The organism is Cellulosilyticum ruminicola JCM 14822 (assembly GCF_001311925.1).
In the GTDB taxonomy this organism is placed as follows: Bacteria; Bacillota; Clostridia; order Lachnospirales; family Cellulosilyticaceae; genus Cellulosilyticum; species Cellulosilyticum ruminicola.
In genome coordinates this window covers 47,702-73,163 of sequence record NZ_BBCG01000006.1, presented here as the reverse complement: position 1 = coordinate 73,163, position 25,462 = coordinate 47,702, and the positions used below count along the sequence as shown (strand labels likewise).

General features: G+C 34.1%; 22 protein-coding genes, 3 pseudogenes and 1 other annotated feature. Of the genes and pseudogenes, 22 read left to right on the top strand and 3 right to left on the bottom strand.

What is annotated here, in order from left to right:
* Positions 1-9 precede the first annotated feature (9 nt).
* Together ileS and JCM14822_RS03525 are read right to left on the bottom strand one after the other, a co-directional pair.
* Positions 10-3,140 (bottom strand): annotated as a pseudogene (ileS, locus tag JCM14822_RS03530) (isoleucine--tRNA ligase).
* Positions 3,141-3,343: 203 nt separating this feature from the next.
* Positions 3,344-3,595, bottom strand: a binding site (T-box leader).
* 97 nt (positions 3,596-3,692) lie between these two features.
* A complete protein-coding gene (locus JCM14822_RS03525) occupies positions 3,693-4,778 on the bottom strand; it encodes a DMT family transporter (protein ID WP_054739716.1) in 1,086 nt (361 codons plus the stop codon).
* Between the two features lie 214 nt (positions 4,779-4,992).
* Between JCM14822_RS03525 and JCM14822_RS03520 the strand changes: the two genes are divergently transcribed.
* From JCM14822_RS03520 to JCM14822_RS03510, 3 genes are read left to right on the top strand one after another with little or no spacing between them, the layout of a single operon-like run.
* A complete protein-coding gene (locus JCM14822_RS03520; RefSeq protein WP_054739713.1) occupies positions 4,993-6,444 on the top strand; it encodes a nicotinate phosphoribosyltransferase in 1,452 nt (483 codons plus the stop codon).
* A 9-nt stretch (positions 6,445-6,453) separates the two neighbouring features.
* On the top strand, positions 6,454-7,215 hold the full coding sequence (locus tag JCM14822_RS03515; protein WP_054739711.1) for a lysophospholipid acyltransferase family protein: 762 nt from the start codon (positions 6,454-6,456) through the stop codon (positions 7,213-7,215).
* Positions 7,216-7,246: 31 nt separating this feature from the next.
* Positions 7,247-8,629, top strand: a complete 1,383-nt coding sequence (locus JCM14822_RS03510; RefSeq protein ID WP_054739708.1) for a DUF342 domain-containing protein — start codon at positions 7,247-7,249, stop codon at positions 8,627-8,629.
* A gap of 122 nt (positions 8,630-8,751) precedes the next feature.
* Here JCM14822_RS03510 and cls read toward each other — a convergent pair whose 3' ends face one another.
* Positions 8,752-10,206, bottom strand: coding sequence for a cardiolipin synthase (gene cls / locus JCM14822_RS03505; protein ID WP_054739706.1), 1,455 nt, complete (start codon positions 10,204-10,206; stop codon positions 8,752-8,754).
* 186 nt (positions 10,207-10,392) lie between these two features.
* Between cls and JCM14822_RS03500 the strand changes: the two genes are divergently transcribed.
* From JCM14822_RS03500 to atpD, 19 genes and pseudogenes are all read left to right on the top strand, one after another.
* Positions 10,393-10,875 (top strand): hypothetical protein, encoded by a 483-nt coding sequence (locus JCM14822_RS03500; protein WP_054739704.1) that lies wholly within the window; start codon positions 10,393-10,395, stop codon positions 10,873-10,875.
* Between the two features lie 119 nt (positions 10,876-10,994).
* On the top strand, positions 10,995-11,840 hold the full coding sequence (locus JCM14822_RS03495) for a YihY/virulence factor BrkB family protein (protein ID WP_054739702.1): 846 nt from the start codon (positions 10,995-10,997) through the stop codon (positions 11,838-11,840).
* A 16-nt stretch (positions 11,841-11,856) separates the two neighbouring features.
* Positions 11,857-12,465, top strand: a complete 609-nt coding sequence (locus tag JCM14822_RS03490) for a DNA-3-methyladenine glycosylase (protein ID WP_054739700.1) — start codon at positions 11,857-11,859, stop codon at positions 12,463-12,465.
* Positions 12,466-12,469: 4 nt separating this feature from the next.
* Entirely contained in the window at positions 12,470-13,369 is a 900-nt protein-coding gene (gene metF, locus JCM14822_RS03485; protein WP_083461244.1) for a methylenetetrahydrofolate reductase [NAD(P)H], read from the top strand.
* A gap of 28 nt (positions 13,370-13,397) precedes the next feature.
* A complete protein-coding gene (locus JCM14822_RS03480; protein WP_054739698.1) occupies positions 13,398-14,063 on the top strand; it encodes a vitamin B12 dependent-methionine synthase activation domain-containing protein in 666 nt (221 codons plus the stop codon).
* Between the two features lie 37 nt (positions 14,064-14,100).
* Positions 14,101-16,440 (top strand): homocysteine S-methyltransferase family protein, encoded by a 2,340-nt coding sequence (locus tag JCM14822_RS03475; protein WP_054739765.1) that lies wholly within the window; start codon positions 14,101-14,103, stop codon positions 16,438-16,440.
* 108 nt (positions 16,441-16,548) lie between these two features.
* Positions 16,549-17,700 (top strand): non-hydrolyzing UDP-N-acetylglucosamine 2-epimerase, encoded by a 1,152-nt coding sequence (gene wecB, locus JCM14822_RS03470; RefSeq protein ID WP_054739695.1) that lies wholly within the window; start codon positions 16,549-16,551, stop codon positions 17,698-17,700.
* A 274-nt stretch (positions 17,701-17,974) separates the two neighbouring features.
* Positions 17,975-18,208 (top strand): AtpZ/AtpI family protein, encoded by a 234-nt coding sequence (locus JCM14822_RS03465; RefSeq protein ID WP_054739763.1) that lies wholly within the window; start codon positions 17,975-17,977, stop codon positions 18,206-18,208.
* Entirely contained in the window at positions 18,201-18,575 is a 375-nt protein-coding gene (locus JCM14822_RS03460) for an ATP synthase subunit I (RefSeq protein ID WP_054739693.1), read from the top strand. Before JCM14822_RS03465 ends, JCM14822_RS03460 begins: the two co-directional genes overlap by 8 nt.
* A gap of 79 nt (positions 18,576-18,654) precedes the next feature.
* Complete coding sequence (gene atpB / locus JCM14822_RS03455) at positions 18,655-19,353, top strand: F0F1 ATP synthase subunit A (RefSeq protein ID WP_054739691.1); 699 nt, start codon at positions 18,655-18,657, stop codon at positions 19,351-19,353.
* Between the two features lie 50 nt (positions 19,354-19,403).
* Positions 19,404-19,664, top strand: a pseudogene (atpE, locus tag JCM14822_RS24380) (ATP synthase F0 subunit C); the annotation flags it as partial.
* A gap of 6 nt (positions 19,665-19,670) precedes the next feature.
* Positions 19,671-19,913 (top strand): annotated as a pseudogene (atpE, locus tag JCM14822_RS24375) (ATP synthase F0 subunit C); the annotation flags it as partial.
* A 51-nt stretch (positions 19,914-19,964) separates the two neighbouring features.
* Positions 19,965-20,156, top strand: coding sequence for an ATP synthase F0 subunit C (gene atpE / locus JCM14822_RS24370; RefSeq protein WP_242861386.1), 192 nt, complete (start codon positions 19,965-19,967; stop codon positions 20,154-20,156).
* A gap of 42 nt (positions 20,157-20,198) precedes the next feature.
* The gene (gene atpE / locus JCM14822_RS03445) at positions 20,199-20,486 is read left to right on the top strand and encodes an ATP synthase F0 subunit C (protein WP_054739689.1); all 288 of its coding nucleotides are present in this window, start codon (positions 20,199-20,201) and stop codon (positions 20,484-20,486) included.
* 51 nt (positions 20,487-20,537) lie between these two features.
* Positions 20,538-21,089 carry a F0F1 ATP synthase subunit B gene (atpF, locus tag JCM14822_RS03440; RefSeq protein WP_054739687.1) on the top strand — a complete coding sequence of 184 codons (552 nt, stop codon included), beginning with the start codon at positions 20,538-20,540 and terminating at the stop codon, positions 21,087-21,089.
* Complete coding sequence (atpH, locus tag JCM14822_RS03435) at positions 21,077-21,622, top strand: ATP synthase F1 subunit delta (protein ID WP_054739685.1); 546 nt, start codon at positions 21,077-21,079, stop codon at positions 21,620-21,622. Before atpF ends, atpH begins: the two co-directional genes overlap by 13 nt.
* Positions 21,623-21,641: 19 nt before the next feature.
* Positions 21,642-23,150, top strand: coding sequence for a F0F1 ATP synthase subunit alpha (gene atpA / locus JCM14822_RS03430; RefSeq protein WP_054739683.1), 1,509 nt, complete (start codon positions 21,642-21,644; stop codon positions 23,148-23,150).
* Positions 23,151-23,167: 17 nt separating this feature from the next.
* A complete protein-coding gene (atpG, locus tag JCM14822_RS03425; RefSeq protein WP_054739681.1) occupies positions 23,168-24,037 on the top strand; it encodes an ATP synthase F1 subunit gamma in 870 nt (289 codons plus the stop codon).
* 23 nt (positions 24,038-24,060) lie between these two features.
* Positions 24,061-25,452, top strand: a complete 1,392-nt coding sequence (gene atpD, locus JCM14822_RS03420) for a F0F1 ATP synthase subunit beta (RefSeq protein WP_054739679.1) — start codon at positions 24,061-24,063, stop codon at positions 25,450-25,452.
* Positions 25,453-25,462 lie beyond the last annotated feature (10 nt).

Sequence of the window (25,462 nt, the reverse complement as noted above, 5' to 3'; positions counted from 1 at the left end):
TTTTTTGAATTAAGCTTTTTTTACTGAGAATGTAACAGCTTCGCCGTTAATTTTCCATTCTTTTGTATAGCCATCAACTGTTCCTTCTGTAACACTGTTAGCTAATACTTCTGATGCAATATATTCAGCATTTTTAGCCATGATTGCACCGATTTTTTCATTGCCTGTGTAAGCAACTTCAATGTGATCTTGTACTTCGAAGTCAGCTTCTTTTCTCATTGTTTGGATTTTAGAAATTACTTCACGAACAAGACCTTCTTCGAGAAGTTCTTCTGTAAGATGTGTATCGATTACTACAGTATATCCGTTATCTGCAGCAGCTACATAACCTTCTTTTTGAGCTGTACTAATTAATAAATCATCTCTTGTAAGTTCAATTTCTTGCCCTTCAATAGCTAATTTAAGAACGCCATTTGCGTTAAGTTCAGCCATAGCAGTTACGCCATCAAGTTCTGTTAAAGCAGTTCTGATTGCATTAAGCATTTTACCGTATTTTGGTCCTAATGTACGCATTTGAGGTTTAAATGTGTAAGAAATGAAATCAGCAGCTTCTGTAGTGAATTCTACATGTTTAACATTTAATTCTTCTGCTACGATATCGATGAAGTCTTGTGGAAGAACTTCAGTAGCACCAACATAAAGGTTACCAATTGGTTGACGGTTCTTGATGTTACTTTCGTTACGGCAGCTACGTCCAAGAACTACAATGTTAAGAACTTCATTCATGTATTTTTCAAGTTCAGCGTTAATCATAGATTCATCGCAAACTGGAAAGTCACATAAGTGAACACTTGTTGGAGCAGATTCATCTACTGATTTAACAAGGTTTGGTAAATTTGTTCTGCCATAAATGGAATGAATGGTGCAGAAAGTTCAGCAAGTGTTACGAGCACTGTGTGAAGCGTTTTGTAAGCATTGATTTTGTCTTGTGGCATATCGCTTTGCCAGAATCTTTCACGGCTACGACGAACATACCAGTTAGATAAATCGTCTACGAATGCTTGTAAATCACGAGATGCTTCGAAGATTCTGTAGTTAGCAAGATGTTCATCTACACCTTTAATAAGTGTGTGAAGTCTTGAAAGAACCCATTTATCCATCATGTTTAATGTATCATATTTAAGTTCGTATTTAGTTGGATCGAACTCATCAATGTTTGCATAAAGTACATAGAATGCGTAAGTATTCCATAATGTACCCATGAATTTGCGTTGAGATTCACTTACGTTATCAGCAGAAAATCTAGATGGAAGCCATGGAGCAGAAGCTGAGTAGAAGTACCAACGAACAGCATCAGCACCTTGTACATCAAGTACTGACCATGGGTCAACTACGTTTCCTTTGCTCTTACTCATTTTAATACCATCTTTATCACCAACGTGACCAAGAACGATTACGTTTTTGTATGGTGCTTTATCAAAGATTAATGTAGAGATAGCCATTAATGTGTAGAACCAACCACGAGTTTGGTCAACAGCTTCTGAGATAAAGTCAGCTGGATAGTTTTGTTCGAATACTTCTTTGTTTTCGAATGGATAATGAAGTTGTGCGAATGGCATTGATCCACTATCATACCAACAGTCAATAACGTCAGATACACGTGTCATTTTTTCACCACAGTGAGGACAGTTAAGGTGTACGTTGTCAATGTACGGTTTGTGAAGTTCGATGTTTTCTGGGCAGTCAGAACTCATTGATTTAAGTTCTTCGATGCTACCGATGAGGTGTTTGTGTCCACATTTACATTCCCAAATTGGAAGTGGAGTACCCCAGTATCTTGAACGTGAAAGACCCCAGTCAATTACACCTTCAAGGAAGTTACCAAAACGACCTTCACCGATTGATTCAGGCATCCAGTTAACAGTTTTGTTGTTAGCTACTAATCTATCACGAACTTTAGTCATTTCGATGAACCATGTGTCACGTGCATAGTAAAGAAGTGGAGTATCACATCTCCAGCAGTGTGGGTAGCTATGTGTATGTGGAATAGCTTTAAATAATGTACCTTGTGATTCTAAATATTTAAGAATTTGTGGGTCAGCATTTTTAACGAATACATCTTTAAGATCTGGGAATTCGTTTGTGAACTCTTCTGTGAAGTAACCTTGTTCGTTAACGAGTTGTACGAATGGAAGGTTATTTGAACGACCAACTCTAGCATCATCTTCACCGAATGCAGGAGCGATGTGTACGATACCTGTACCATCTGTAAGTGTTACGTAGTCATCAGCTACTACGAAGAATGCTTTTTTATCTACTTTGGCGCATGTAAAGAGTGGTTCGTATTCTGTGCCACATAATTCTTTACCAGCAAATTTTTCTACGATTTCTACGCATTCTGTGCCAAGAACAGATTCTACTAAAGCTTCAGCTAAGATGTATGTTGCACCATCTAATGTAGCTTTAACGTATGTGTGTTCTGGGTTAACACAAAGACCAACGTTTGATGGAAGTGTCCATGGAGTAGTTGTCCAAGCTAAAAGGTATGTGTTTTCAGTGCCTTTAACTTTGAATTTACATGTAGCTGTTTGATCTTTGATATCTTTGTAACCTTGAGCTACTTCGTGTGAAGAAAGAGATGTTCCACAACGTGGGCAGTAAGGCACGATTTTGTGTCCTTTGTAAATAAGGTCTTTATCCCAAATTTGACGGAGTGACCACCATACTGATTCAATGTAGTTGTTATCATAAGTGATGTATGGGTTATCCATATCTACCCAATAACCAACACGGTCAGACATTTTTTCCCAAAGACCTTTGTATGTCCAAACGCTTTCTTTACATTTTTGAATGAATGGTTCTACACCATAATCTTCGATTTGTGGTTTACCACTAATGCCAAGCTGTTTTTCAACTTCAAGTTCAACTGGAAGTCCGTGTGTATCCCAGCCAGCTTTACGAAGAACTTTGTAACCTTTCATAGTTTTGTAACGTGGCATAATATCTTTCATTGTACGAGTTAAGATATGACCAATGTGTGGTTTACCATTTGCTGTTGGAGGTCCATCATAAAATGTGAAGATAGGGCCGCCTTCTCTAGATTTAATTGATTCTTCAAATACGTTATTCTTTTTCCAGAAATCTAAAACTTCAAGTTCTCTATCAACGAAGTTTAGATTGGTATCTACTTTTTTGTACATACGTTACTATTCCTCCTAATATAAATTGTGAAAATGAATCGTGACAGTGTTACAAAAATCACATATGTAAAAAGAAAAATAATTTAAAGCTTATTATTTAGTTATAACCAAATCCTTAAAATATTAATCTTAGACATATGAATAATATTGGATTCAGGACTTTGATGCCATAAATTATAGCAATAAAAAACTCCTTCATCCATAAACAGGACGAAAGAGCGTTATATACGTAATCTTCCGCGGTACCACCTGATTTGCCTTCTTTAAAAGAAGACCGCTCGTTATACCTTTCCTTACGGTAACGGTAGGAAACCGTCAGAGTCTACTCATAACAAAAGTTATGTTCGGTCTGCCACTCCAAGGTGATTTTTCCTATATTCTATCGTGTGAGCTTCCACCAACCTCACTCGCTGTGACGTATCAAATAAAGTACTTCTCCTTTTCATTGTGTTTATAAATAAAATTGTACTAAATAATATTATAAAATTAAATGTAGGAGATGTCTAGTAGTAAACAGAATTTTGTAGATAGGCAAATAGTAAGCGGAATGCATTAAAGAATATAAATAGACGGCAGTTTGTAAAAATGATAAAAATAGCTAAAGAAAATAAAAAAATGACAAATGTTTAATATAAAGTAAATTATATATCCAACAAAAGTATAGATAGGGTAAGGTTGGATATATAATTTATTAAATTGAAATATATAAGTATTAATATTTATTAACGATAATAATACCCAAAGATACAAGTAAAAGTGCAAAGATATGAATAGGTGTAATATGTTCAGTTTGAACAAATAATGCGGTAAGTATAGTACCTGAAATAGGAATGGCAAATTATACATTGCCAGCTCACCAACTTTTCTCAGTTGGAGTATATAATACCAAAGGCAAAAGGCAACACTAGATAATAAGGCAAGGTATAAAAGCAATGAAATTGAAAGTGGAGTAAAAGTTAGATTGTCTATACGTCCACCCATTAAATGGCCTATAAAGAAGAGAGCAATAGAGCCAATAATCATTTGCCAACTAGTATAAACTATACTAGGTAATTCTTTACCAATTCTTTTAGCGATGAACATTGTACAGGCACTTACAAGTCCAGATATAATCATGAACCCTTCGCCTAGTAATTTAAATTGTAAAAAGTTATTTGTTTCTTTATTTAAATTGATTAAAATAATTCCTATAAAGCCTAGACTTAGGCCTAAGATTTTTCTAAGACTTAATTTATCATCTTTGTATATAAAATGAGCTAAAATGATAGAAAAGAAAATGCCTACTTGACCTAAAATAGAAGCTTTGATACCAGAGGTATTATTTACACCGATGTTAAAGAAAAAGTATTGCAAAGTGGTGTTGAATAGACCTAAAATAATAATTAATAAAATCTGTATTTTGCTTATTTTAAAAAGAGGGGTACTAGTTAATAATCCAGCAATAAAGATGAAAATACCAGCTAATAAAAATCTTAGACTGATAAAGGTAATTGTGCCACCAAGATCATGACTTACAATACCCATTTCTTTATAGACAATTTTTAAAGCTGGGAATGCACTACCCCATAAAACATTACAAAATATAGCTATAAGTGAGGTAACTAAAATAATTTTGGACTTAGATTGATTTTTTGACATACTGTAAACTCCTTAGGAAAATATCAATAAATTTTTTTATGTGTATGTTATAATAGGGATATTATAGCATAGTGTGGTAAAAATGAGATTTACAATATAGCTATTTTAGGATATGGACTCATTTAAAATTAGAATTAGGACGACATAGAAAGATCATACTATAGATTTATAAGAGTAATAAGCATTAGTAAGATTAAAGACGGGAGAAAAATATATGAAAAGAAATTTAACCCTATTAACAGATTTATATCAGTTAACAATGATGCAAGGATATCATGAAAATAATATTAATAATCATGAAGTAGTATTTGATTTATTTTATAGAAATAACCCATCTAAAAATGGTTATGCAATTTGTGCAGGGCTTGAACAAGCTATAGATTATATTGAAAATCTTCACTTTGATGAAGAAGATATTGCGTATTTAAGAGGACTTAATTTATTTAATGAGAGTTTCTTGGAATATCTTAGAAACTTTAAATTTACAGGAGATATCGATGCAATTCCAGAAGGAACAGTTGTATTTCCTATGGAAGTATTAATGCGTGTTAAAGCCCCTATTTTAGAAGCACAGTTTGTAGAAACAGCACTTTTAAACATCATTAATCACCAAAGTCTGATTGCAACTAAAGCAGCTAGAGTTGTACGTGCAGCGGAAGGAGACCCTGTTCTTGAATTTGGACTCCGTCGAGCACAAGGACCGGATGCAGGGATTTATGGAGCAAGAGCGGCTGTAATTGGTGGATGTGCAGCTACATCTAATGTACTTACAGGGCAAATGTTTGATGTACCTGTATCGGGAACACATGCACATAGCTGGGTTATGAGTTTTGATGAAGAAATTGAAGCATTTAGAGCATATGCTAAATTATTCCCAGATAAATGTATTTTACTTGTAGATACTTATGACACACTTGGTTCTGGGGTTCCAAATGCTATTAAAGTATTTAATGAAATGAAAGCAAATGGCATTAAAATGGAGTCTTATGGTATTCGCTTAGACAGTGGAGATCTTGCATATCTTTCTAAAAAAGCAAGATACATGTTAGACGAAGCAGGACATAAAGATGCTATTATTAGTGCTTCATGTGACCTTGATGAAATGCTTATTGCAGATCTTAAGAGACAGGGTGCTCAAATTACACTTTGGGGTGTAGGAACAAATATGATTACATCATCTGATTGCCCTTCATTTGGTGGTATTTATAAATTAGCAGCTGAAATTCATGAAGATGGCGTAGTAGTTCCTAAAATTAAAATTTCTAATAATCCAGAAAAAGTAACAAATCCAGGAATTAAAAAAGTAGTACGTGTTTATAACAAAGAAACAGGTAAAATCAAAGCTGATATTATTGCACTTGAAGAAGAAATATTTGATGAAACAAAAGAACTTGTTCTCATTGAGCAAAATGCAAGATGGATGAAAACTAAATTAAAACCAGAAAGTTATGAGGTAAGAGAATTATTATTGCCTATCTTTAGAAAAGGACAAAAAGTATACGAAGTGCCAACTGTAAAAGTAATTAAAGAGTATGCAAAAGAAGAGTTAGAAACACTTTGGGATGAATATAAACGACTTGTTAACCCAGAAATTATGTCAGTAGTTTTATCAGAAAGCCTATATGCATTAAAAGAAAAAATGTTAGAGAGCTATAAGAAAGATTAGGTGATGTAAGTGAATAAGAGAGAAAATATATTACTTAATGATATTAGAATGTTATGGACAATGGGTTCTACGCATTTAATGCTTTCGAAAAAACGTAATGAATATGCGTATGGAAATAAAAAATACTCTATTCGTAAAAGTAGAGAAGAAATTTATAAACAAATGCAGCTTTTATGTAAAAAAATGATTAAGTCAGCTAAAATGGATTTACAGGTTATGGGGAAAGAAAATTTACCTAAAGAAGGGCCTGTACTATATGTAGCAAATCATAAAGGAATATTTGATATTGTATCTCTTGTAAGCACAATAGATGACCCATGTATTTATATTGCTAAAAAAGAAGTAGGCAATATGATGCTAATAAACACTTGGTTTGATGCATTAGGAGCGATTTATATTGATCGCGAAGACAAGAGAGGAACAATAGAAAAGATTATTAAGGGTATTGACGAAATTAAGCAGGGACAATCTATTGTAGTATTCCCAGAAGGAACAAGAGTGTCTGGCAATGAGATTAAAGAATTCAAAGGCGGCGTGTTTAAATTAGCTATTAAAACAGGAGTACCCATTGTACCAATTGCTATTCATAATACACATAAGGTATTTGAAGAAAAAAGAGGTATTCAAACAACAAGAGTAACATTAAATATTGGAAAGCCAATAGAAGTTAAAGACCTAAGTAAAGAAGATATAAAAGTATTACCAAAACTGACAGAAGATATTGTAAGAGAATTATTTGCTGAAATTATAAATCAAAGTCAACTGAAGTAAAAATTATATATTTACTAAGGAGGAACACGTTATGCTGGAAATAGTTAATGAGAAAGTAAATGTAGAAGTGTCTAGAGATAAAATGCTAGGCGTTATATGGTTTACACCCCCAGAAGAAGACGGAAGATTACTGACTTTAGAAGAAATCAAATTAGCTATTGCTAATAGAGGAATCACTAAAGGTATTGATGAAAACGCACTTATAGAGCTCTCACAAACAAAAAAATATAACTATAAGTATATTGTTGCACAAGGAAAAACTGCTACTGATGGTATTGATGGTAAATTAACTCTTAATTTTGACTCTAAAAAATTAGTGAAATTTGTTCCTAAACAAAATGAAGATGGTACTGTAGACTTTAAGGATTTAGGAACGGTATTTAATGTAAAAAAGGGTGAACTGCTTGCTACTAAAACTTTTCCTACCCTAGGGGAAGATGGTTATAACGTTCTAGGAGGTGTAGTAAGAGCAAAAAAAGGTAAAGATATAAGATTGCCAAAAGGGAAAAATACAGAAATAGTAGATGACACAATACTAGTAGCTAGTGTAGATGGTAAGTTAGAATATGATGGACATAATGTATACGTTAATACCGTATATACAGTTCAAGGTGATGTAGATAGTTCTATTGGGAATATTAAATTTATAGGAAATGTTGTTGTGAGAGGAACTGTACATGCAGGCTTTACAATAGAAGCAGATGGATCTGTAGAAGTACAAGGTCCAGTAGAAGATGCAACAATCATTGCTGGTGGAGATATTATTCTTACATACGGTGTTCAAGGAACAGAAAAAGGTAAAATTGTTTCAGGGGGAAACGTTATTGCTAAATTTATTCAAAACGCAAATGTAGAAGCCAAAGGTGATATTATTACTGAGGCAATTATTCATGGTGTAGCTGATGCAGGAAACAGCATACGTGTTGAAATGGGTAAAGGGACTATAGTTGGTGGTAATATAGCAGCAACAAATATGATTATTGCAAAAAGTATTGGCTCACCTATGGGAACAGCAACAAATGTACAAATAGGTGTACCATCTGAACTTTATCAAGAACATAGACGAATGGCAGATGAATTGAAAAAGAAAAAAGAAGACTTTTCAAAATTAGAGAAGAGTGTAAATTTCTTAACAGCAAAATTGAGAGGAAATGCGTTAGATTTAAATAGAAAAGTAATGCTCAATAAATTAAATGCATCAAGAGGACCGCTTATAGAAGAAATCGATGAATTAAAACATCAATTCAAGATATTATCTGATACATTAAGTGGTGCCCAAGATGGATTAATACGTGTAAGCGATGCAATTTATCCAGGGGTAAAAATTACACTTGGAAATATTGTTAAATACATAGACGATGTTCAGCATGGTGTTACTGTCAGAAAAGTTGACGGGGAACTTAGTATAATATAGTGAAGAGAGTCGGGTTGCACTGTGGTGCGATCTGACTCTTTTTATGGAGAGGAGGGCGTGTATGGAAGAAAAAAACTTACTTAAACCTCTCGTCACACTTTGAGGTCAACACTAGAGTAAAGTTACAGGATAGGGGAGATAAGGCGAGAAATAGATTCTTTAAATTTTATAAGATAGGACCGGTTATTATAAAGTGTTGGTGTGAGTTGGTTGCATAGTTCTATGTCTTGCTTGAATATAGCGACAAGTTTTTTTGAGGTTGTTTGGTCGTAGATGAAGGCATTGATTTCAAAGTTGAGATTAAAGCTTCTAATATCAAAATTAGCGGTGCCGATAGAACATATTTCTTCATCAACAACAATTGTTTTGGCGTGGAGAAATCCGTGTTCATAGGTGTAACATTGACAACCACAAGCGATGAGTTCACCTATATGGGCATAAGTTGCCCAGTATACAAATATGTGATCAGGCTTATTAGGAATCATGATGCGAACGTCTAAGCCGGATAGACAAGCAAGTTTGAGGGCAGTAAGTACACCTTCATCTGGAATGAAATAAGGTGTTTGAATATAGATTGATTTTTTTGCGGAGTTAATCATAGCCATATAAGCATTACGAATACTTGGATATTTCGAGTCTGGACCACTAGAGACAATTTGCATACCTATTTTATAAGTAGGTTTAGGAAGATGGATAGGAATATAGTTTTCTAAGTTGAGCTTTTCATGGGTAGCAAAACGTCTATCTAATAGAAATTGTAAATTAATAAGATCGACACTACTGCCAATGATACGTAAATGTGTGTCACGCCAATAGCCAAACTTTTCATTAAGGCCCAAGTATTCGGCACCTACATTGAATCCGCCTAGAAAGGCTACTTCTCCATCTATAACACATATTTTGCGGTGATTACGATAATTAGCATGAAGTTTAATAAATGGAATTTTAGAAGGATAGAAGTGAGCAATTTTAATGCCGGCATGTTTCAAGTCATAGAAATAACGTTTAGGCGTTTTAAGAGAGCCAACTTCATCATAGAGTATAAATATATCTACACCTTGTTGAGCCTTTTTTATAAGTAAGTTTTTAAAAAGTTTACCAAGTTCATCATCGTGGATAATGTAGTATTCAATATGAATATATTTTTGCGCATTATTAATAGCATGGAAAATGGTTGTGAAAAGTTCACTGCCGTCTGTATAAATGGTAATATCATTATCTTCAGTATAAAGCGAGTCATGAGAAATGAGGTTCATAGTTATAAGTGTTTTATAAGCTGAAATGAGAGGGTTAGTATATTTACTAAGTGATTGTTTAAAAGAAAATTCTTGTAAAAGCTTTACAGCCAAGAAACGATCTTGTTCCCCTTTTTGATTAAAAGTTTTTTGTTTTCTAAGGTCTTGGCCAAAAAGTAGATAAAGAATAAAGCCTACAATGGGGATAAAGAGCATAATCATAATCCAAGACCAAGTTGTGCTAGTGCTTTTGTGATGCCAGAATACAACTGATAAAATGAGTAAAACATTGATGAAGAAAAATATATCAATCCATGTAAAAGCAAGATTATTAAGAAACATGATAGCACCACCTTTTGAACAAGAGAACTAGTATTAGTATATACGGCAAAACAAAAATTATTAACAACATTGTCTTATAAGTTTGGGTATGATATACTTAAAACAACTAGCTTTTGCATAGAAAATAGTATATAAAAGCTAAAAAATGTACATAGTAGTATAGAATTAATAAGGAGGTACGTCCAAATGTCTACAGGATGGATAATCTTTTGGGTCGTAATGGCAATTTTAGTTGCTGGAATTATCGGTCTATATTTCTGGGGTAAAAAGTTACAAGGAAAATATGACGAGCAACAACAACTCATTTCACAAAATAAACAAGCAGTATCAATTTTCGTAATTGATAAGAAAAAAGATAAATTAGATAATCTTAAACTTCCAAAACAAATGAAAGAACAACTTCCTTGGATGTACAAAAAACGTAAAATGCCAGTTGTAATTGCTAAAATTGGTCCACAAATTCATACTCTTATGTGTGATGAAAAAATTTACGATAGTATTCCAACTAAAAAGCAAATTAAAGTTGAACTTGCTGGTATCCTCATTGTTAAAGTAATTTCAGGAAAATTACCTGAAACTCACAAGAAAAAGGGTATTTTTGATAAAGCTAGAAATAAAGCTGAAGCAGCATTAAAAGATAATAATAAAGAAGTTAAAAATAAAAAATAAAGAGCTACCTTTTGGTATCTCTTTATTTTTTAAGTTCTTCTTGGTATGAATAGGGAGTATAAATAATAGTATAAGCTAGGAATAATGTAGGTAAGTGAAGCATAGTTAGGAGAGAGTTTATGGAAAACACGTTCGGGATATTTATAAAAAAATTAGTTAAAAGATATAGTGCCCATAATATAGCAGCTACAAGTGCTCAAATAGCATATTATTGGATAATGGCATTTTTTCCATTTTTAATTGTAGTAATTAGTTTATTAACTTTTGCCAATCTTTCCATTGATATGTTACTAAATAATATAGCATTAATTGTACCACCTACGCTTATGCCATTTATAGAAACAACTATTTACAAATTTATTTTGTATCGCAGTACAACGCTATTATCTGTGGGTGTACTCATTTCGTTATGGTCAGGAGGAACAGCTGTTAATGCTTTGTTAAGAGGAATTCATTTAGCATATAATTCTAAGTTTATACGACCATATTGGCTCTCAAAAATCGTATCTATAATGTATACTGTATTATTTGCAATGTTACTTATTTTAATGATGGTAGCTCTAGTATTTGGGAATAATATAGGTAATTATGTCATTAATATATTTGATTTAAATAAAGGTATTGTTATGCCTATATGGAATGTAATTAGACTGGTTATGCCATTTTGTGTGCTGATTATCATACTTTATATCGTTTATAGAATAGTGCCAAGAAAACATTTAAAAATCAAAAATGTGTGGTTAGGAACTATTGCTGCTTCTGTAGAGTGGTATGTTTTTTCTTTGATTTTTTCTATATATGTAGAAAATTATAGTAAATACAATCAATTATATGGTAGTATAGGAGGTGTATTTATTTTACTTATATGGTTATATGCAAGCTGTATGGTACTTTTAATTGGTGCAGAAGTAAATGCAGTTTATCAGGAAATGAAGTTAGAAAAGGTTATACGTCAAATGAGTTAGGCAAGGAAGTGTACGCATGAGTATAGTAAAAAAAGACTTCTATATAAGGGAGAGCATCAAAGTTGCAAGAGACTTACTAGGGAAAATCCTAGTAAGGCGTATAGAAGAGGAAGAATATCGTTTTAAAATAGTAGAAACTGAGGCCTACATGGGTAAAGATGATAAAGGTGCCCATGCTTATGCTGGAAAAAAGACGCCACGTACAGCACCTATGTTTGAAGAAGGCGGTATTACTTATATTTACTTAATCTATGGTATGTATAACTGTCTTAATATTGTTACTAATGTTAAGGATACGCCTCAAGGAGTACTCATAAGAGCAGTAGAACCTATGGATGAAAAGAGTATTGGATTTGCAAGAGCAAATAGAAATGTTCGATCTAAAAAGATAGAAGATTTGACAAATGGTCCAGGTAAACTATGCAAAGCAATGAAAATAGATAAAACACTTAATGCAACATCAGTTTTAGGAAAAGGTGAATTATGGATAGAAGAAGCACCAATGTGCACCGATATTGTAGCAGATAAGCGAATTAACATACCTTATGCTGAAGAATATCAAAATGTAGAGTGGCGTTTTTATATACGAGAAAATTCTTTTGTTTCAGTATTAAAAAAAGAATGATTCAATGATAAAGAGGGAGATTTATTATGTTAAAAAAAATCTAGGTCAAAGGGTTCGCCCAACATTTTCTTTTGAGATTTTCCCACCTAAAGGGAAAGTAGATTTAGATGGTATCTTTGGTACTATCGATGCACTTGCTAGTTTATCACCAGACTTCATTAGCGTAACTTATGGAGCTGGTGGCAGTAGTAGGGATAATACAGTAGAAATAGCATCTGCTATTCAAATGAAATATAACATTCCAGCACTAGCACACTTAACTTGTGTAGGTAGCAAAATAGAAGACATGGACCAAATTCTAAAAGAGTTAAAAGACAAAGGTGTTGAAAATATTTTAGCCATGCGTGGTGATTTAAATGATGAAGCAATACTTGGAGATTTTAAACATGCTTCAGAATTAACAAAGTATATAAAAGAAAATTATGATTTTAATGTATTAGGCGCATGTTATCCTAATAAACATATTGAAGCTTATAGTATGGAAGAGGACTTGAAATTTTTAAAACATAAAGTAGAGTGCGGCTCAGATGCACTGATTACACAGCTTTTCTTTAATAATGATGATTTCTACAGTTTTTGTAACAAAGCGAGGGGATTAGGTATAGATGTACCAATTATTGCAGGAATTATGCCACTTACTTCTGCAAAACAAGTAGATCGCATGATTTCTATGTGTGGTGCAACTCTTCCAGAAAGTGTACAAAGCTTTGTAAAAGCTTATGGACATAATAGTCTTGCTATGAAAGAAGCTGGTATTACTTATGCAACAGGGCAAATTATTGATCTTTTAGCACATGGAGTAGATGGAATTCATCTTTATACAATGAATCAGCCAGATACAGCTAAACGTATTATGGAAAATATTAGAGGAATATTATATGCACTTAAAGTAAAAAGAGTATAGATTTTATAGTAGAAAAGAAGGGAATTAAATGACGCATATTATGTTGAAAGATGCCTTAAGATATATAGGTATGCCTATGGAACAAGCCAATAAAGAAATAATCAGAAAAGTAGAAGAAGCTTATGAGCTAATAGAACACATTGCTAAACCTAAAGCAATCTCGCATAAATTAAATATTAGTTTAAATGGTGATGAGGTTATTTTTGAAAATACAGCATTAAAAGTAGAAAGTAGTGATCTTGCGAGACTATTGAGAAATGCTAAATCATGTTATATTATGGCCGTTACATTAGGACAAGAAGTAGATAGACAAATAGGTATCAAGCAACGTTTAGATATGCTAGATGCTATGATATTAGATTCTTGTGCTTCAGTATTCATAGATAAAGTATGTGATGAACATGAACAGGAGCTAATGAAAAGTTTAAAAGAAGGTGAATTTTTTACTATGCGATTTAGCCCTGGTTATGGAAATGTACCTTTAAAAGCACAAAGGCCATTTTTAAATGTACTTCAAACTGAGAAGAAAATAGGACTTACATTAACTAGAACCAATATGTTAGTTCCTACAAAATCCATTACAGCTATTGTAGGAATTTCAAATCAAAAAGAAAAAAGACAAAAATCATGTGGCACATGTAATTTAGTGAAAACATGCAGCTATAGAAAAAGAGGTGACAGTTGTGGATTGTAATATTTTAGGAAATACACATTTATATTTTGATGGTGCTATGGGGACAGTTCTCCAAAATCGTGGTTTAAAACTTGGGGAAGTACCAGAAATGTTCAATATAACACATTCAGAAGTTATTGAAGAAATTCATAGATCATATCTACTTGCAGGGAGTAATTTCATTAGTACAAACACATTTGGAGCAAACCGTTATAAATTAGAACATACAGATTACACTGTAGAAGAAATGATTATGAAAGCAGTAGGAATTGCCAAGAAAGCAAAAGAAGATTTTCCTAATGCATATATTGCATTAGACATTGGTTCAACAGGGAAAATGTTAGAACCAGTAGGAGATATAACTTTTGATGAACTTTATGATGTATTTAAAGAACAAGTTATAGCTGGTGAAAAAGCTGGATGTGATGTAATTTTATTTGAAACATTTACAGATATTTATGAGCTTAAAGCAGGTATTTTAGCGGCTAAAGAAAATACTAAATTACCTATTTTTGCGACAATGAGTTTTGAAGAAAATGGTAGAACATTCTTTGGAACAAGTATTGAATCAATGATTTTAACACTAGAAGGGCTTGGTGTGGATGCTTTAGGTGTCAATTGCTCACTAGGACCTAAACAACTTAAGTCTATTGTAGAAAAAATAGTACAAACAGCCCATATTCCTGTAATGGTACAACCTAATGCAGGCCTTCCAATAATGGAAGAAGGAAAAATGCACTATGATATTACATCAAATGAATTTGCAGAGTATGGATTAGAGTTTGCCAAAATGGGTGTTCTAATATTAGGTGGATGTTGTGGTACAACTCCAGATTATATTGCAAAAATGGTTGAACAAGTTAAGACATCTACCTACATAAAACCTAACATTCCTAAAAGGACGGGTATTTGTAGTGCTTCACAAGCTGTTTACTTTGATGACACAGTAGTAATCGGTGAAAGACTAAATCCAACTGGTAAGAAAATGCTTCAAGCAGCACTTAGACGAGAAGATATGGATTATGTACTTCGCGAAGCAATTAAGCAACAAGAACAAGGGGCACATGTATTAGATGTTAATATGGGGCTTCCTGATATTGATGAAGTTTCAATGCTTAAAAGAGCAGTTATGGAAGTTCAAGGTGTAATCAACTTACCACTCCAAATAGATTCTTCTAATACAGAAGCTTTAGAAAAGGCTTGTCGTATTTATAATGGGAAACCACTTATTAACTCAGTAAATGGCAAAGCATCAAGCTTAGAAGCCATTTTGCCAATTGCTAAGAAATATGGTGCATGTATACTTGGATTAACGTTAGATGAAAGAGGTATTCCAGAAACAGCAGAAGAAAGACTAGAAGTTGCTAAAAAAATTGTAAATGCCGCATTAGAAATAGGTATTGCAAAAGAAAATATTTTTATTGACTGTCTTGTAGTAACTGCATCAGCACAACAAGAGTTAGTTAAAGAAACGCTCAAAGCTGTAAGACTTGTAAAAGAAGAGTTAGGTGTAAAAACAGTATTAGGTGTAAGTAATGTTTCATTTGGTCTACCTAACCGTCCAATTATTAATAAAACAATGTTAACAGCTGCTTTAATGCAAGGCTTGGATGCACCAATTATGAACCCTGGTGATACTGGAATGATGGAAGCTATCGCAGCATTTAGAGTATTAATGGGAAAAGATGTGAACTCAAAAAACTATATTGAAAAATATTCAAATGTGGAAACTACTGAAGTCAAAACAGCTCAGAATGGTGGACGTATGTCCATAGAAGAAGCTATTCGTAAAGGACTAAAAGAAGAAGCTAGAGAAGAAGTAAATATACTTCTTGAATCTAAATCAGCTTTAGAAATAATAGAAAAACATATTGTACCAGCTCTTGATGAAGTAGGGAAGCTCTATGAAGCACAAAAGATTTTCTTACCACAACTTATTAAATCAGCGGAATCAGCTAAATCAGCTTTTGAACGTCTCCAAAAAGAGATGGTAGCAGATGCAAATAATAATGAAAAGACATCTAAAACAAAAGTTATTTTAGCCACAGTTTATGGTGACATTCATGATATTGGCAAGAATATTGTTAAAGTTATTATGGAAAACTATAATTTTGAGGTAGTTGATTTAGGAAAAGACGTGCCAACAGAAAAAGTTATAGAAGCAATAGAAAAATGGGATATAAAAATTGTAGGTTTAAGTGCACTAATGACAACAACAGTAGCAAGTATGAAGGAAACAATTGAAGCTATAAGAAAAAACTTTAATGATGTAAAGGTCATTGTAGGTGGTGCAGTTCTTACAGAAGAATTAGCTCAATATGTAGAAGCAGACTTTTATGCGAATGATGCTATGGAAACGGTCAGAATTGCTACAGATTTAGTAGAAAATCAGAAATAACTATAGGTTGTATTTGATTTTAAAGTAGAAGTAGTATAAATTAGTACTATGGCAAATAAATGAAATAAAAGAAAAAATTGCACAAAAAAATAAAGAGGAGCAACACAGATGAAGAAGATAAAAGTAATGAGTGTGTTTGGTACTAGGCCAGAAGCAGTAAAAATGGCACCACTTGTTAAGGAATTGGAAAAAAATGTTAATATAGAAAATGTAGTGTGTGTAACAGCACAACATCGTGAGATGTTAGATCAAGTTTTAGAACTATTTAATATCAAACCAGATTATGATTTAGACATCATGAAACAAAGACAAACACTCACAGGTGTAACGACAAAAGTATTAGAAGGTTTAGATGAAGTATTAGAAGAATCTAAACCAGATATCGTACTTGTTCATGGCGACACAACAACCTCTTTCGCTGCAGCACTTGCAGCCTTCTACAAACAAATTAAAGTAGGACATGTAGAAGCAGGGCTTAGGACATATAATAAATATGAACCATTTCCAGAAGAAATGAATAGAAAACTAACAGGTTCACTTGCGGACCTTCACTTCTCACCAACTGCACTTGCAAAAGAAAACTTATTAAAAGAAGCAGTAGATGAAAATAGCATATTTGTAACAGGTAATACAGTAATTGATGCATTGGCAACAACTGTAGAAGAAGAGTATACATTCACGGTTGACGAACTCAATGATATTGACTACGCCAATAAACGTGTGATTACAATGACTGCACATAGAAGAGAAAACTGGGGCGAACCACTTCAAAATATTTGTGAAGCAGTACGTCAAATTGTACTTGAAAATCAAGATATAGAGTTAGTTTATGCTGTTCATAAAAATCCAATTGTAAAAGATGTCGTATACGATATTCTTGGAAATATGGAACGCGTTCATTTAGTAGAACCACTTGACCTCAAAGATATGCATAACCTGATGAAACGCTCATATCTTGTACTTACAGATTCAGGCGGATTACAAGAAGAAGTACCATCACTTGGCAAACCAGTTCTTGTACTTCGTAATGTAACGGAAAGACCAGAAGGTATAGCAGCAGGAACATTAAAACTTGCAGGTATTGAAAAAGAAACTATTTATAATTTAACAAAAGAACTTTTAACAGATGATGAAATGTATCATCAAATGGCGATTGCTAAAAATCCATTTGGTGATGGAAATGCGTCTAAACGTATTGTAGATGCTATTTGTCATAATTTTGGTAAAGAAGTATCAAGACCTAAAGATTATATTGTATAAAGTGTATAAAATAGTAAAGTTGAGGAAAGATAAGGCTACAAATAATTATATGAGTAGCCTTATCTTTAAATATTTTACAAAAAATATATATAATTGTAGTTTAGATGCATGATAAAAATGCACAAAAACTACTAAAATAAATTTTAAATGTAAAAAAATGATTAATTGTGGTAAAATGGTTAATGCTTGAAATTTTGCATAAAGTGCTATAAAGTAAAAAGTACAAGATATTTATTTAATAATTAGATGATATAAAGGGGTGTAAATTGTGAAAATGGGAGCATGGGCTAGATACATAAGTTTAATTTCTCAATTAGGTTTCACGATGATTACACCTATTTTAATTTGTACAGTAGTCGGGGAACTTTTAGATAAGAAGTTAAACACAGCACCATTGTTTATAATTATTTTTATACTTTTAGGAGTAGCTGGAGCCTTTAGAAATTTATTTTTTCATGTAAGAAAAGAAATTAAAAGACAAAATAAAAAAGAGGATAAACATGAATAAAGTAGCTTTTGAAAAAAAATTTATACCTATGGCTATGATAACATTCTCAGTACTTGTTTATATTATTGGTATATTTATAGTGTCAAATAAGATGAGCTGGACATTAGGGCTTGCCTTCGGATTAATATTTTCTTTGTTAAAATTAAAGCTTATGGAGAAAACTATTGGTAAGGCAATTTTATTATCACCAGCAAAAGCTAAAAATTATATGAATATGCAATACATGTTGAGATATGGTTTAACAGCTATAGTACTTATTATAGCAGCATTAGAATCAAGCATAAGTTTACTAGGTGTATTTTTTGGTCTTTTATCAATGAAAATTGGAGCATATGCTACAATTTGGATGAAAAAGAGGCAAAAATAATTTGAAAAATTTAAATAGGCAATAACAGGCCATTTGGCATGTTTGCAATATATATTTTGATGGAAAGGAGTGTAAGCAGATGGGAGAAAACTTAGACTTTGGTTCACAAACCCTAATACCACTTTTTGAAGTTAATGGACAGACTCTAGGAATTACACAAACACATGTAAACACTTGGGTGATCATGGCTGCACTTATAATTTTTGCACTTGTTGTTAGAGCGAAAATTAAGAATTTCAAAGAAGTTCCAGATACAAAATTACAAAACTTGGTAGAAACACTTGTAGATTCACTTAATAACTTTACAGTGAGTACAATGGGTAAACAAAATAAAGGTTTCGCAACCTTTTACGGACCATTATTTATCTTTATCATAATTTGTAACTTATCTGGCTTAGTAGGGCTTAGACCACCAACAGCTGACTTTGCAACAACATTGGCATTCGCCTTAACAACTTTCTTCATGATTCATGGATTTGGTGTTAAAGCTAAAGGACCTGGATACTTTAAGTTCTTAGTAGAGCCTTTTCCATTCTTATTACCAATTAATATCATCGGTGAGATTGCAACACCAATTTCACTTAGTTTCCGTTTATTTGGTAATATTTTAGGTGGAACAATTATTATGGGCTTAGTATATGCTATGTTTCCTTGGTTCCTCACACTCATAGGTGTTCCAGCAGCATTACACATGTATTTTGATATCTTTGCTGGTTCATTACAAGCATTTATCTTTGTAATGCTTAGTATGACATTTGTGTCAGGCGCTATGGAGTAGAAAGGAAGTGAAGTAAGAAAATGTCATATTTTGACCTATTTTTCGGATGGATGTTCAATGTAGATCCTAAAGCACTCGTATTAGCACTTTCTGCAATTGGTGCAGGGTTCGCAATGATCGCAGGTATTGGACCTGGTATTGGACAAGGATATGCAGCAGGTAAAGCAGCAGAAGCTGCTGGTGCAAATCCAGAAGGAAGTAAATCAGCAACAATCGTTATGTTATTAGGAGCAGCAGTAGCTGAAACATCAGGGATTTTCTCTCTTGTTATCGCTATTATCATGCTCTTTGCTAATCCACTTGTAAGTAAAGAAGGAATTGGAATCGTTCTTGCAGCAAGTGCACTTGGTGCAGGTCTTGCAATGATCGCAGGTATTGGACCTGGTATTGGACAAGGATATGCAGCAGGTAAAGCAGCAGAAGTTACAGGTAAAAATCCAAATGTTCAAGGGACAGCTATCCGTACAATGTTAATCGGTCAAGCTGTAACTCAAACATCAGGGATCTTTGCTTTAGTAATTGGTTTATTATTACTATTTGCTAATCCATTTATTGCTAGAGAAGGTGTAAGCATCGTTCTTGGCGCATGTGGTATAGGTGCAGGTACTGCAATGATTGCAGGTATTGGACCTGGTATTGGACAAGGATATGCAGCAGGTAAAGCAACTGAAGCAGCAGGTAAAAGACCTAAATTACAAGGTGCTATTTTACGTACAATGTTACTTGGTCAAGCTGTTGCACAAACAACAGGTATTTATGCACTTATCATTTCATTACTTTTAATGTTCGTGCAAGTATTCTAAGAAATTATTAATGAGTAAATCAAACTCAAGGAGGAAATTATAATGGATAACAATCAAATTGATGGAAGAGCTCTTATTTTAGCATGTTCTGCAATTGGTGCAGGTCTTGCAATGATCGCAGGTATTGGACCTGGTATTGGACAAGGATATGCAGCAGGTAAAGGTGCTGAAGCTGTAGGTCGTCAACCAGAAGCACAAGGTACAATCATGAGTACAATGCTTTTAGGGGCAGCTGTAGCTGAAACAACAGGTATCTATGGTCTTATTGTAGCTATCATTCTTTTATTCGCTAACCCACTTATTACAAAATACATGTCATTAATCGGTTAATTAATATAAGAATTAGTTTTGACATCGACATAGAAAGGAGGGACTTTCCCTTTGAATACATCATTCATTACTGTATTAGCAGCTGAACCAGGAAGAATTATCGGATTTGATATGCAGTTACTTTGGGACTTAGGATTACAATGGATTTCTACATTAATCATTATTGTGATTTTATCAAAACTCTTATTTAAACCTATGACAGAGTTCCTGGAAAAGAGAAAAAATGGCATTGCAAAAGATATCGATGAAGCTAGAGCTTCAAAAGCAGATGCTGTTAAATTAAAAGGTCAATATGACAAAAAATTAGCAGAAATTCAAGTTGAATCAGATGCAATTCTTAAAGAAGCAAGAGCTAAAGCGCTTGCTAGAGAAGAACAAATCATTGCTGAAGGTAGAGCGGAAGCAGAAGCTATCAAACAAAAAGCTTTAAATGATATGAAACTTGAACAAGAACGTGTTAAAGATGAAATGAAACAACAAATGATTGAGGTGTCTACACTCATGGCTAGTAAATTTGTTGCAGTTTCGCTTGATGAACAAAAACATAATGAAATAATTGATGAAATTATTAAGGAGATGGGGGATGTACAGTGGCTCAATTAGTTGTAAAACGATATGCTACCGCCCTATTTGAAATATCTAAGGAAGCAAATGCTTTAGCTCAGTATGAAGCTGAAGTTAAAACAATTGTAGAAGCTATGAAACAAACACCTGACTTTATCACTCTTTTAGGGGATGCTAAAGTAGGTAAAGAAGAAAAAATCTCCTTAATTGAAAATATTTTTGGAGATAAGGTATCTGATGCAATCGTAGGACTTATGGTTCTTATGGTTCGTAAATCAAGAGAAACTTCTATCTTAGAAGTCCTTGAAGGATTTTTAGATATGGTTAAGAAGGAAGCTGGAATTGTTAAAGCAACAGTTACATCTGCCATTGCACTTAGCCAAAGTCAACTAGAACAAATTCAAAGTAAAATCGAAGCTAGCACAAATAGCAAAGTTGAACTAGAAACAATAATCGACGAAAGTATTATAGCAGGACTAATTATTAAAGTAGCTGACAAAGTTGTAGATGCTAGTATTAAAGGCAAAATGCAGACTTTAAAGAAACAGTTATCTGATATTAGACTTGCATAGAAAGGGGTGTATTCAGTTAATGAATCTGAGACCAGAAGAAATTAGTAGTATTATTAAAGACCAGATTAAAAACTATAAATCACACCTTGAAGCAGAACAAGTAGGTACTGTAATCGCTGTAGGTGACGGTATCGCACGTGTACATGGGCTTGAAAAAGCTATGTCAGGTGAGCTTCTTGAATTCCCAGGTGAAATTTATGGTATGGTTATGAACTTAGAAGAAGACAACATTGGTGCTGTTATTTTAGGTTCAGATCAAAACATCAAAGAAGGTGACTCTGTTAAATCAACAGGACGTGTAGTAGAGGTGCCAGTAGGTGACGCTCTTTCAGGACGTGTTGTTAATGCATTAGGTCAACCTATCGATGGGAAAGGTCCAATCAGTACAGAAAAATATAGACCAGTAGAACGTGTTGCATCAGGGGTTATTGATAGAAAATCTGTAGATACACCACTTCAAACAGGGTTAAAAGCTATTGATGCCATGGTACCAATCGGACGTGGTCAACGTGAGCTTATCATTGGGGATAGACAAACAGGGAAAACTGCAATCGCTATCGATACAATCATTAACCAAAAAGGTAAAGATTGTTTATGTATTTATGTTGCAATTGGTCAAAAAGCCTCAACAATTGCACAGCTTGTAAACAGCTTAGAAAAAGCTGATGCTATGAGTTATACAACAATCGTTGTTGCTACAGCTTCAGAAGCAGCTCCACTTCAATACCTTGCACCATATGCAGGTGTTACAATGGGTGAAGAATGGATGGAACAAGGGAAAGATGTTCTTATCGTATACGATGACTTATCAAAACATGCGGTAGCTTACCGTACAATGTCATTACTTCTTCACAGACCACCAGGTCGTGAAGCTTATCCAGGGGATGTATTCTACTTACATTCACGTCTTCTTGAGAGAGCAGCTAGACTTTCTGATGAGCTTGGTGGAGGTTCAATTACAGCTCTTCCAATCATCGAAACACAAGCAGGGGATATCTCAGCTTATATCCCAACAAATGTAATTTCTATTACAGATGGACAAATCTTCCTTGAGACAGAACTCTTCAATGCTGGTGTTCGTCCTGCGGTTAACCCAGGTCTTTCAGTATCACGTGTTGGTGGGGCAGCTCAAATCAAGGCAATGAAACAAGTAGCAGGTCCTATTCGTACAGAACTTGCACAATATAGATCACTTGCTGCATTCGCACAATTTGGATCAGATCTTGATCCAGCAACTAAAAATGCACTTACACAAGGTGAACGTATTACAGAGATTCTTAAACAACCTCAATACTCACCACTTTCAGTTGCACACCAAGTTGTTATCCTTTATGCAGCAACTAGAAGATTCCTTATGGATGTACCTCTTTCAGAAGTAGCTAGATTCCAAAGTGAACTCTTTGAGTATGTTGAAACAAAACATATTGATATCTTTGATGAAATTGTAAAACCAGCTGGTCTTACAAAAGAGCTTGATGCTAAATTAAATGATATCATTACACAATTCAAACAAGGCTTTAGAGCTTAATTTAAAGGGGTGAGTAGATGGCGTCTTTACAAGATATTAAAGGGCGAATCCGAAGTATTGATAGTACAAAGAAAATCACTAGTGCTATGAATCTTGTTGCTACTTCTAAGCTTAATAAAAGCAAAGAGGCAGCTCTTAGAACAAGACCCTTTTTTAATAAGATACTCTCTACTATGCAGTCTATTGCCCAAAATGCAAAAGGACAAGGCTCTCCTTTCCTAAAACCAAATGGTTCTGATGTTAAAGCATTTATTACTTTAGCATCAGACAAAGGTCTTTGTGGTGGTTACAATGCTAACATTTGTAAGCTTACAATGAGCCACATCGAAGATGCAGCCAAATCACACTTAGTGGTTGTTGGTAAAAAAGGTATAGACCAATTCAAAAGTAGAGGTTACGAAGTAGCTAAAGAAGTAGTTGATATCTCTGAAGAACCAACTTACAGAGATGCAAAAGAAATTGCAGACTACATTACAGATAAATTCTTAAAAGGTGAAATTGGAGAAGTTTATTTATCATATACAAACTTTAAATCGACTATTCAGCAAGAGCCAGAGATGGTTCGCCTTTTACCATTAGATATAAATAATATTGAAACAAAAACTGAAAGTGAATCAAGTCAGCCAAGCGATCTTTTAATTTATGAACCATCACCAGAAGCTGTACTTGGATATGTAATTCCAAGATATGTAGCGGATGTTATTTATGGGGCACTTTGTGAAGCTAGTGCTAGTGAAAACGGAGCAAGAATGACAGCCATGGATTCAGCAACAGAAAATGCACAAGAAATCATGGATAAATTAAGCATTCAATACAACCGTGCTAGACAAGCAGCAATTACACAAGAATTAACAGAAATCGTAGCGGGGGCAGGAGCACTCAAATAAGTAATAAAGGAGTGAACAAATAAATGGCACAAAATGTAGGACATATTGTTCAAATCATCGGTCCTGTACTTGACATTAAGTTTAGTGCAGAAAATATGCCAGCTATTTACAACGCTATTGAAATCAAAGAGCAAGATGGTAAAGTACTTGTAGTAGAAGTTGCACAACATCTTGGAGACGATATCGTACGTTGTATTGCCATGTCAGCTACAGAAGGTTTAGTTCGTGGCATGGAAGCTGTAGACACTGGAGCACCAATTTCAGTTCCAGTAGGTAATGAAACACTTGGACGTATCTTCAACGTTACAGGGAAAGCAGTAGATGGAAAACCAGCTCCAGAAGGTGAAAAATGGCCAATCCATAGAAAAGCACCTTCATTCGAAGAGCAAGCAACATCTGCAGAAATCTTAGAAACAGGTATTAAAGTAGTTGACCTTATCTGTCCATACCTTAAAGGTGGTAAAATCGGTCTTTTCGGTGGTGCGGGTGTAGGTAAAACTGTACTTATTCAAGAATTAATTCGTAACATCGCTACAGAGCACGGTGGTTTCTCTGTATTCGCAGGTGTAGGTGAACGTACTCGTGAGGGTAATGACCTTTACCATGAAATGACAGATTCAGGCGTTATCGCTAAAACTACAATGGTGTTCGGTCAAATGAACGAGCCACCTGGTGCGCGTATGCGTGTTGCTTTAACAGGTCTTACAATGGCGGAATACTTCCGTGATCAATCAGGTCAAGACGTTCTTCTATTCGTAGATAATATCTTCCGTTTTACACAAGCAGGTTCTGAGGTATCAGCCCTTCTTGGACGTACACCTTCTGCTGTAGGTTACCAACCAACACTTGCAACAGAGATGGGTACACTTCAAGAACGTATCACATCAACTAAAAAAGGTTCTATTACATCTGTTCAAGCTGTATACGTTCCTGCCGATGACTTAACTGACCCAGCTCCAGCTACTACTTTCGCTCACCTTGATGCGAAAACAGTACTTTCACGTGCTATCGTAGAACAAGGTATCTACCCAGCAGTAGATCCACTTGAATCTTCATCACGTGTACTTGATCCACAAATCGTTGGGGAAGAACACTATGAAGTAGCTCGTAACGTACAAGCTATCTTACAACGTTACAAAGAACTTCAAGATATTATTGCAATCTTAGGTATGGATGAACTTAGTGAAGCTGATAAAGCTACAGTTAACCGTGCTCGTAAGATTCAAAAATTCCTTTCTCAACCATTCTTCGTTGGGGAAGTATTCACAGGTACTCCAGGTAGATATGTACCAGTTAAAGAAACAGTTCGTAGTTTCAAAGAAATCCTTGAAGGTAAACATGATAGCCTTCCAGAAAATGCTTTCTACATGGTTGGTACAATTGAAGATGCCATTGAAAAAGCTAAAACTCTATAATTAGGAGGAA

What these genes read in the sequence shown, in the direction of transcription:
- JCM14822_RS03525 (WP_054739716.1), bottom strand. Translation starts at nt 4,778, where the DNA reads ATGTCAAAAAATCAATCTAAGTCCAAAATTATTTTAGTTACCTCACTT.
- JCM14822_RS03520 (WP_054739713.1), top strand. Translation starts at nt 4,993, where the DNA reads ATGAAAAGAAATTTAACCCTATTAACAGATTTATATCAGTTAACAATG.
- JCM14822_RS03510 (WP_054739708.1), top strand. Translation starts at nt 7,247, where the DNA reads ATGCTGGAAATAGTTAATGAGAAAGTAAATGTAGAAGTGTCTAGAGAT.
- cls (WP_054739706.1), bottom strand. Translation starts at nt 10,206, where the DNA reads ATGTTTCTTAATAATCTTGCTTTTACATGGATTGATATATTTTTCTTC.
- JCM14822_RS03500 (WP_054739704.1), top strand. Translation starts at nt 10,393, where the DNA reads ATGTCTACAGGATGGATAATCTTTTGGGTCGTAATGGCAATTTTAGTT.
- JCM14822_RS03495 (WP_054739702.1), top strand. Translation starts at nt 10,995, where the DNA reads ATGGAAAACACGTTCGGGATATTTATAAAAAAATTAGTTAAAAGATAT.
- JCM14822_RS03490 (WP_054739700.1), top strand. Translation starts at nt 11,857, where the DNA reads ATGAGTATAGTAAAAAAAGACTTCTATATAAGGGAGAGCATCAAAGTT.
- metF (WP_083461244.1), top strand. Translation starts at nt 12,470, where the DNA reads ATGATAAAGAGGGAGATTTATTATGTTAAAAAAAATCTAGGTCAAAGG.
- JCM14822_RS03480 (WP_054739698.1), top strand. Translation starts at nt 13,398, where the DNA reads ATGACGCATATTATGTTGAAAGATGCCTTAAGATATATAGGTATGCCT.
- JCM14822_RS03475 (WP_054739765.1), top strand. Translation starts at nt 14,101, where the DNA reads ATGGGGACAGTTCTCCAAAATCGTGGTTTAAAACTTGGGGAAGTACCA.
- wecB (WP_054739695.1), top strand. Translation starts at nt 16,549, where the DNA reads ATGAAGAAGATAAAAGTAATGAGTGTGTTTGGTACTAGGCCAGAAGCA.
- JCM14822_RS03465 (WP_054739763.1), top strand. Translation starts at nt 17,975, where the DNA reads ATGGGAGCATGGGCTAGATACATAAGTTTAATTTCTCAATTAGGTTTC.
- JCM14822_RS03460 (WP_054739693.1), top strand. Translation starts at nt 18,201, where the DNA reads ATGAATAAAGTAGCTTTTGAAAAAAAATTTATACCTATGGCTATGATA.
- atpB (WP_054739691.1), top strand. Translation starts at nt 18,655, where the DNA reads ATGGGAGAAAACTTAGACTTTGGTTCACAAACCCTAATACCACTTTTT.
- atpE (WP_242861386.1), top strand. Translation starts at nt 19,965, where the DNA reads ATGATTGCAGGTATTGGACCTGGTATTGGACAAGGATATGCAGCAGGT.
- atpE (WP_054739689.1), top strand. Translation starts at nt 20,199, where the DNA reads ATGGATAACAATCAAATTGATGGAAGAGCTCTTATTTTAGCATGTTCT.
- atpA (WP_054739683.1), top strand. Translation starts at nt 21,642, where the DNA reads ATGAATCTGAGACCAGAAGAAATTAGTAGTATTATTAAAGACCAGATT.
- atpG (WP_054739681.1), top strand. Translation starts at nt 23,168, where the DNA reads ATGGCGTCTTTACAAGATATTAAAGGGCGAATCCGAAGTATTGATAGT.
- atpD (WP_054739679.1), top strand. Translation starts at nt 24,061, where the DNA reads ATGGCACAAAATGTAGGACATATTGTTCAAATCATCGGTCCTGTACTT.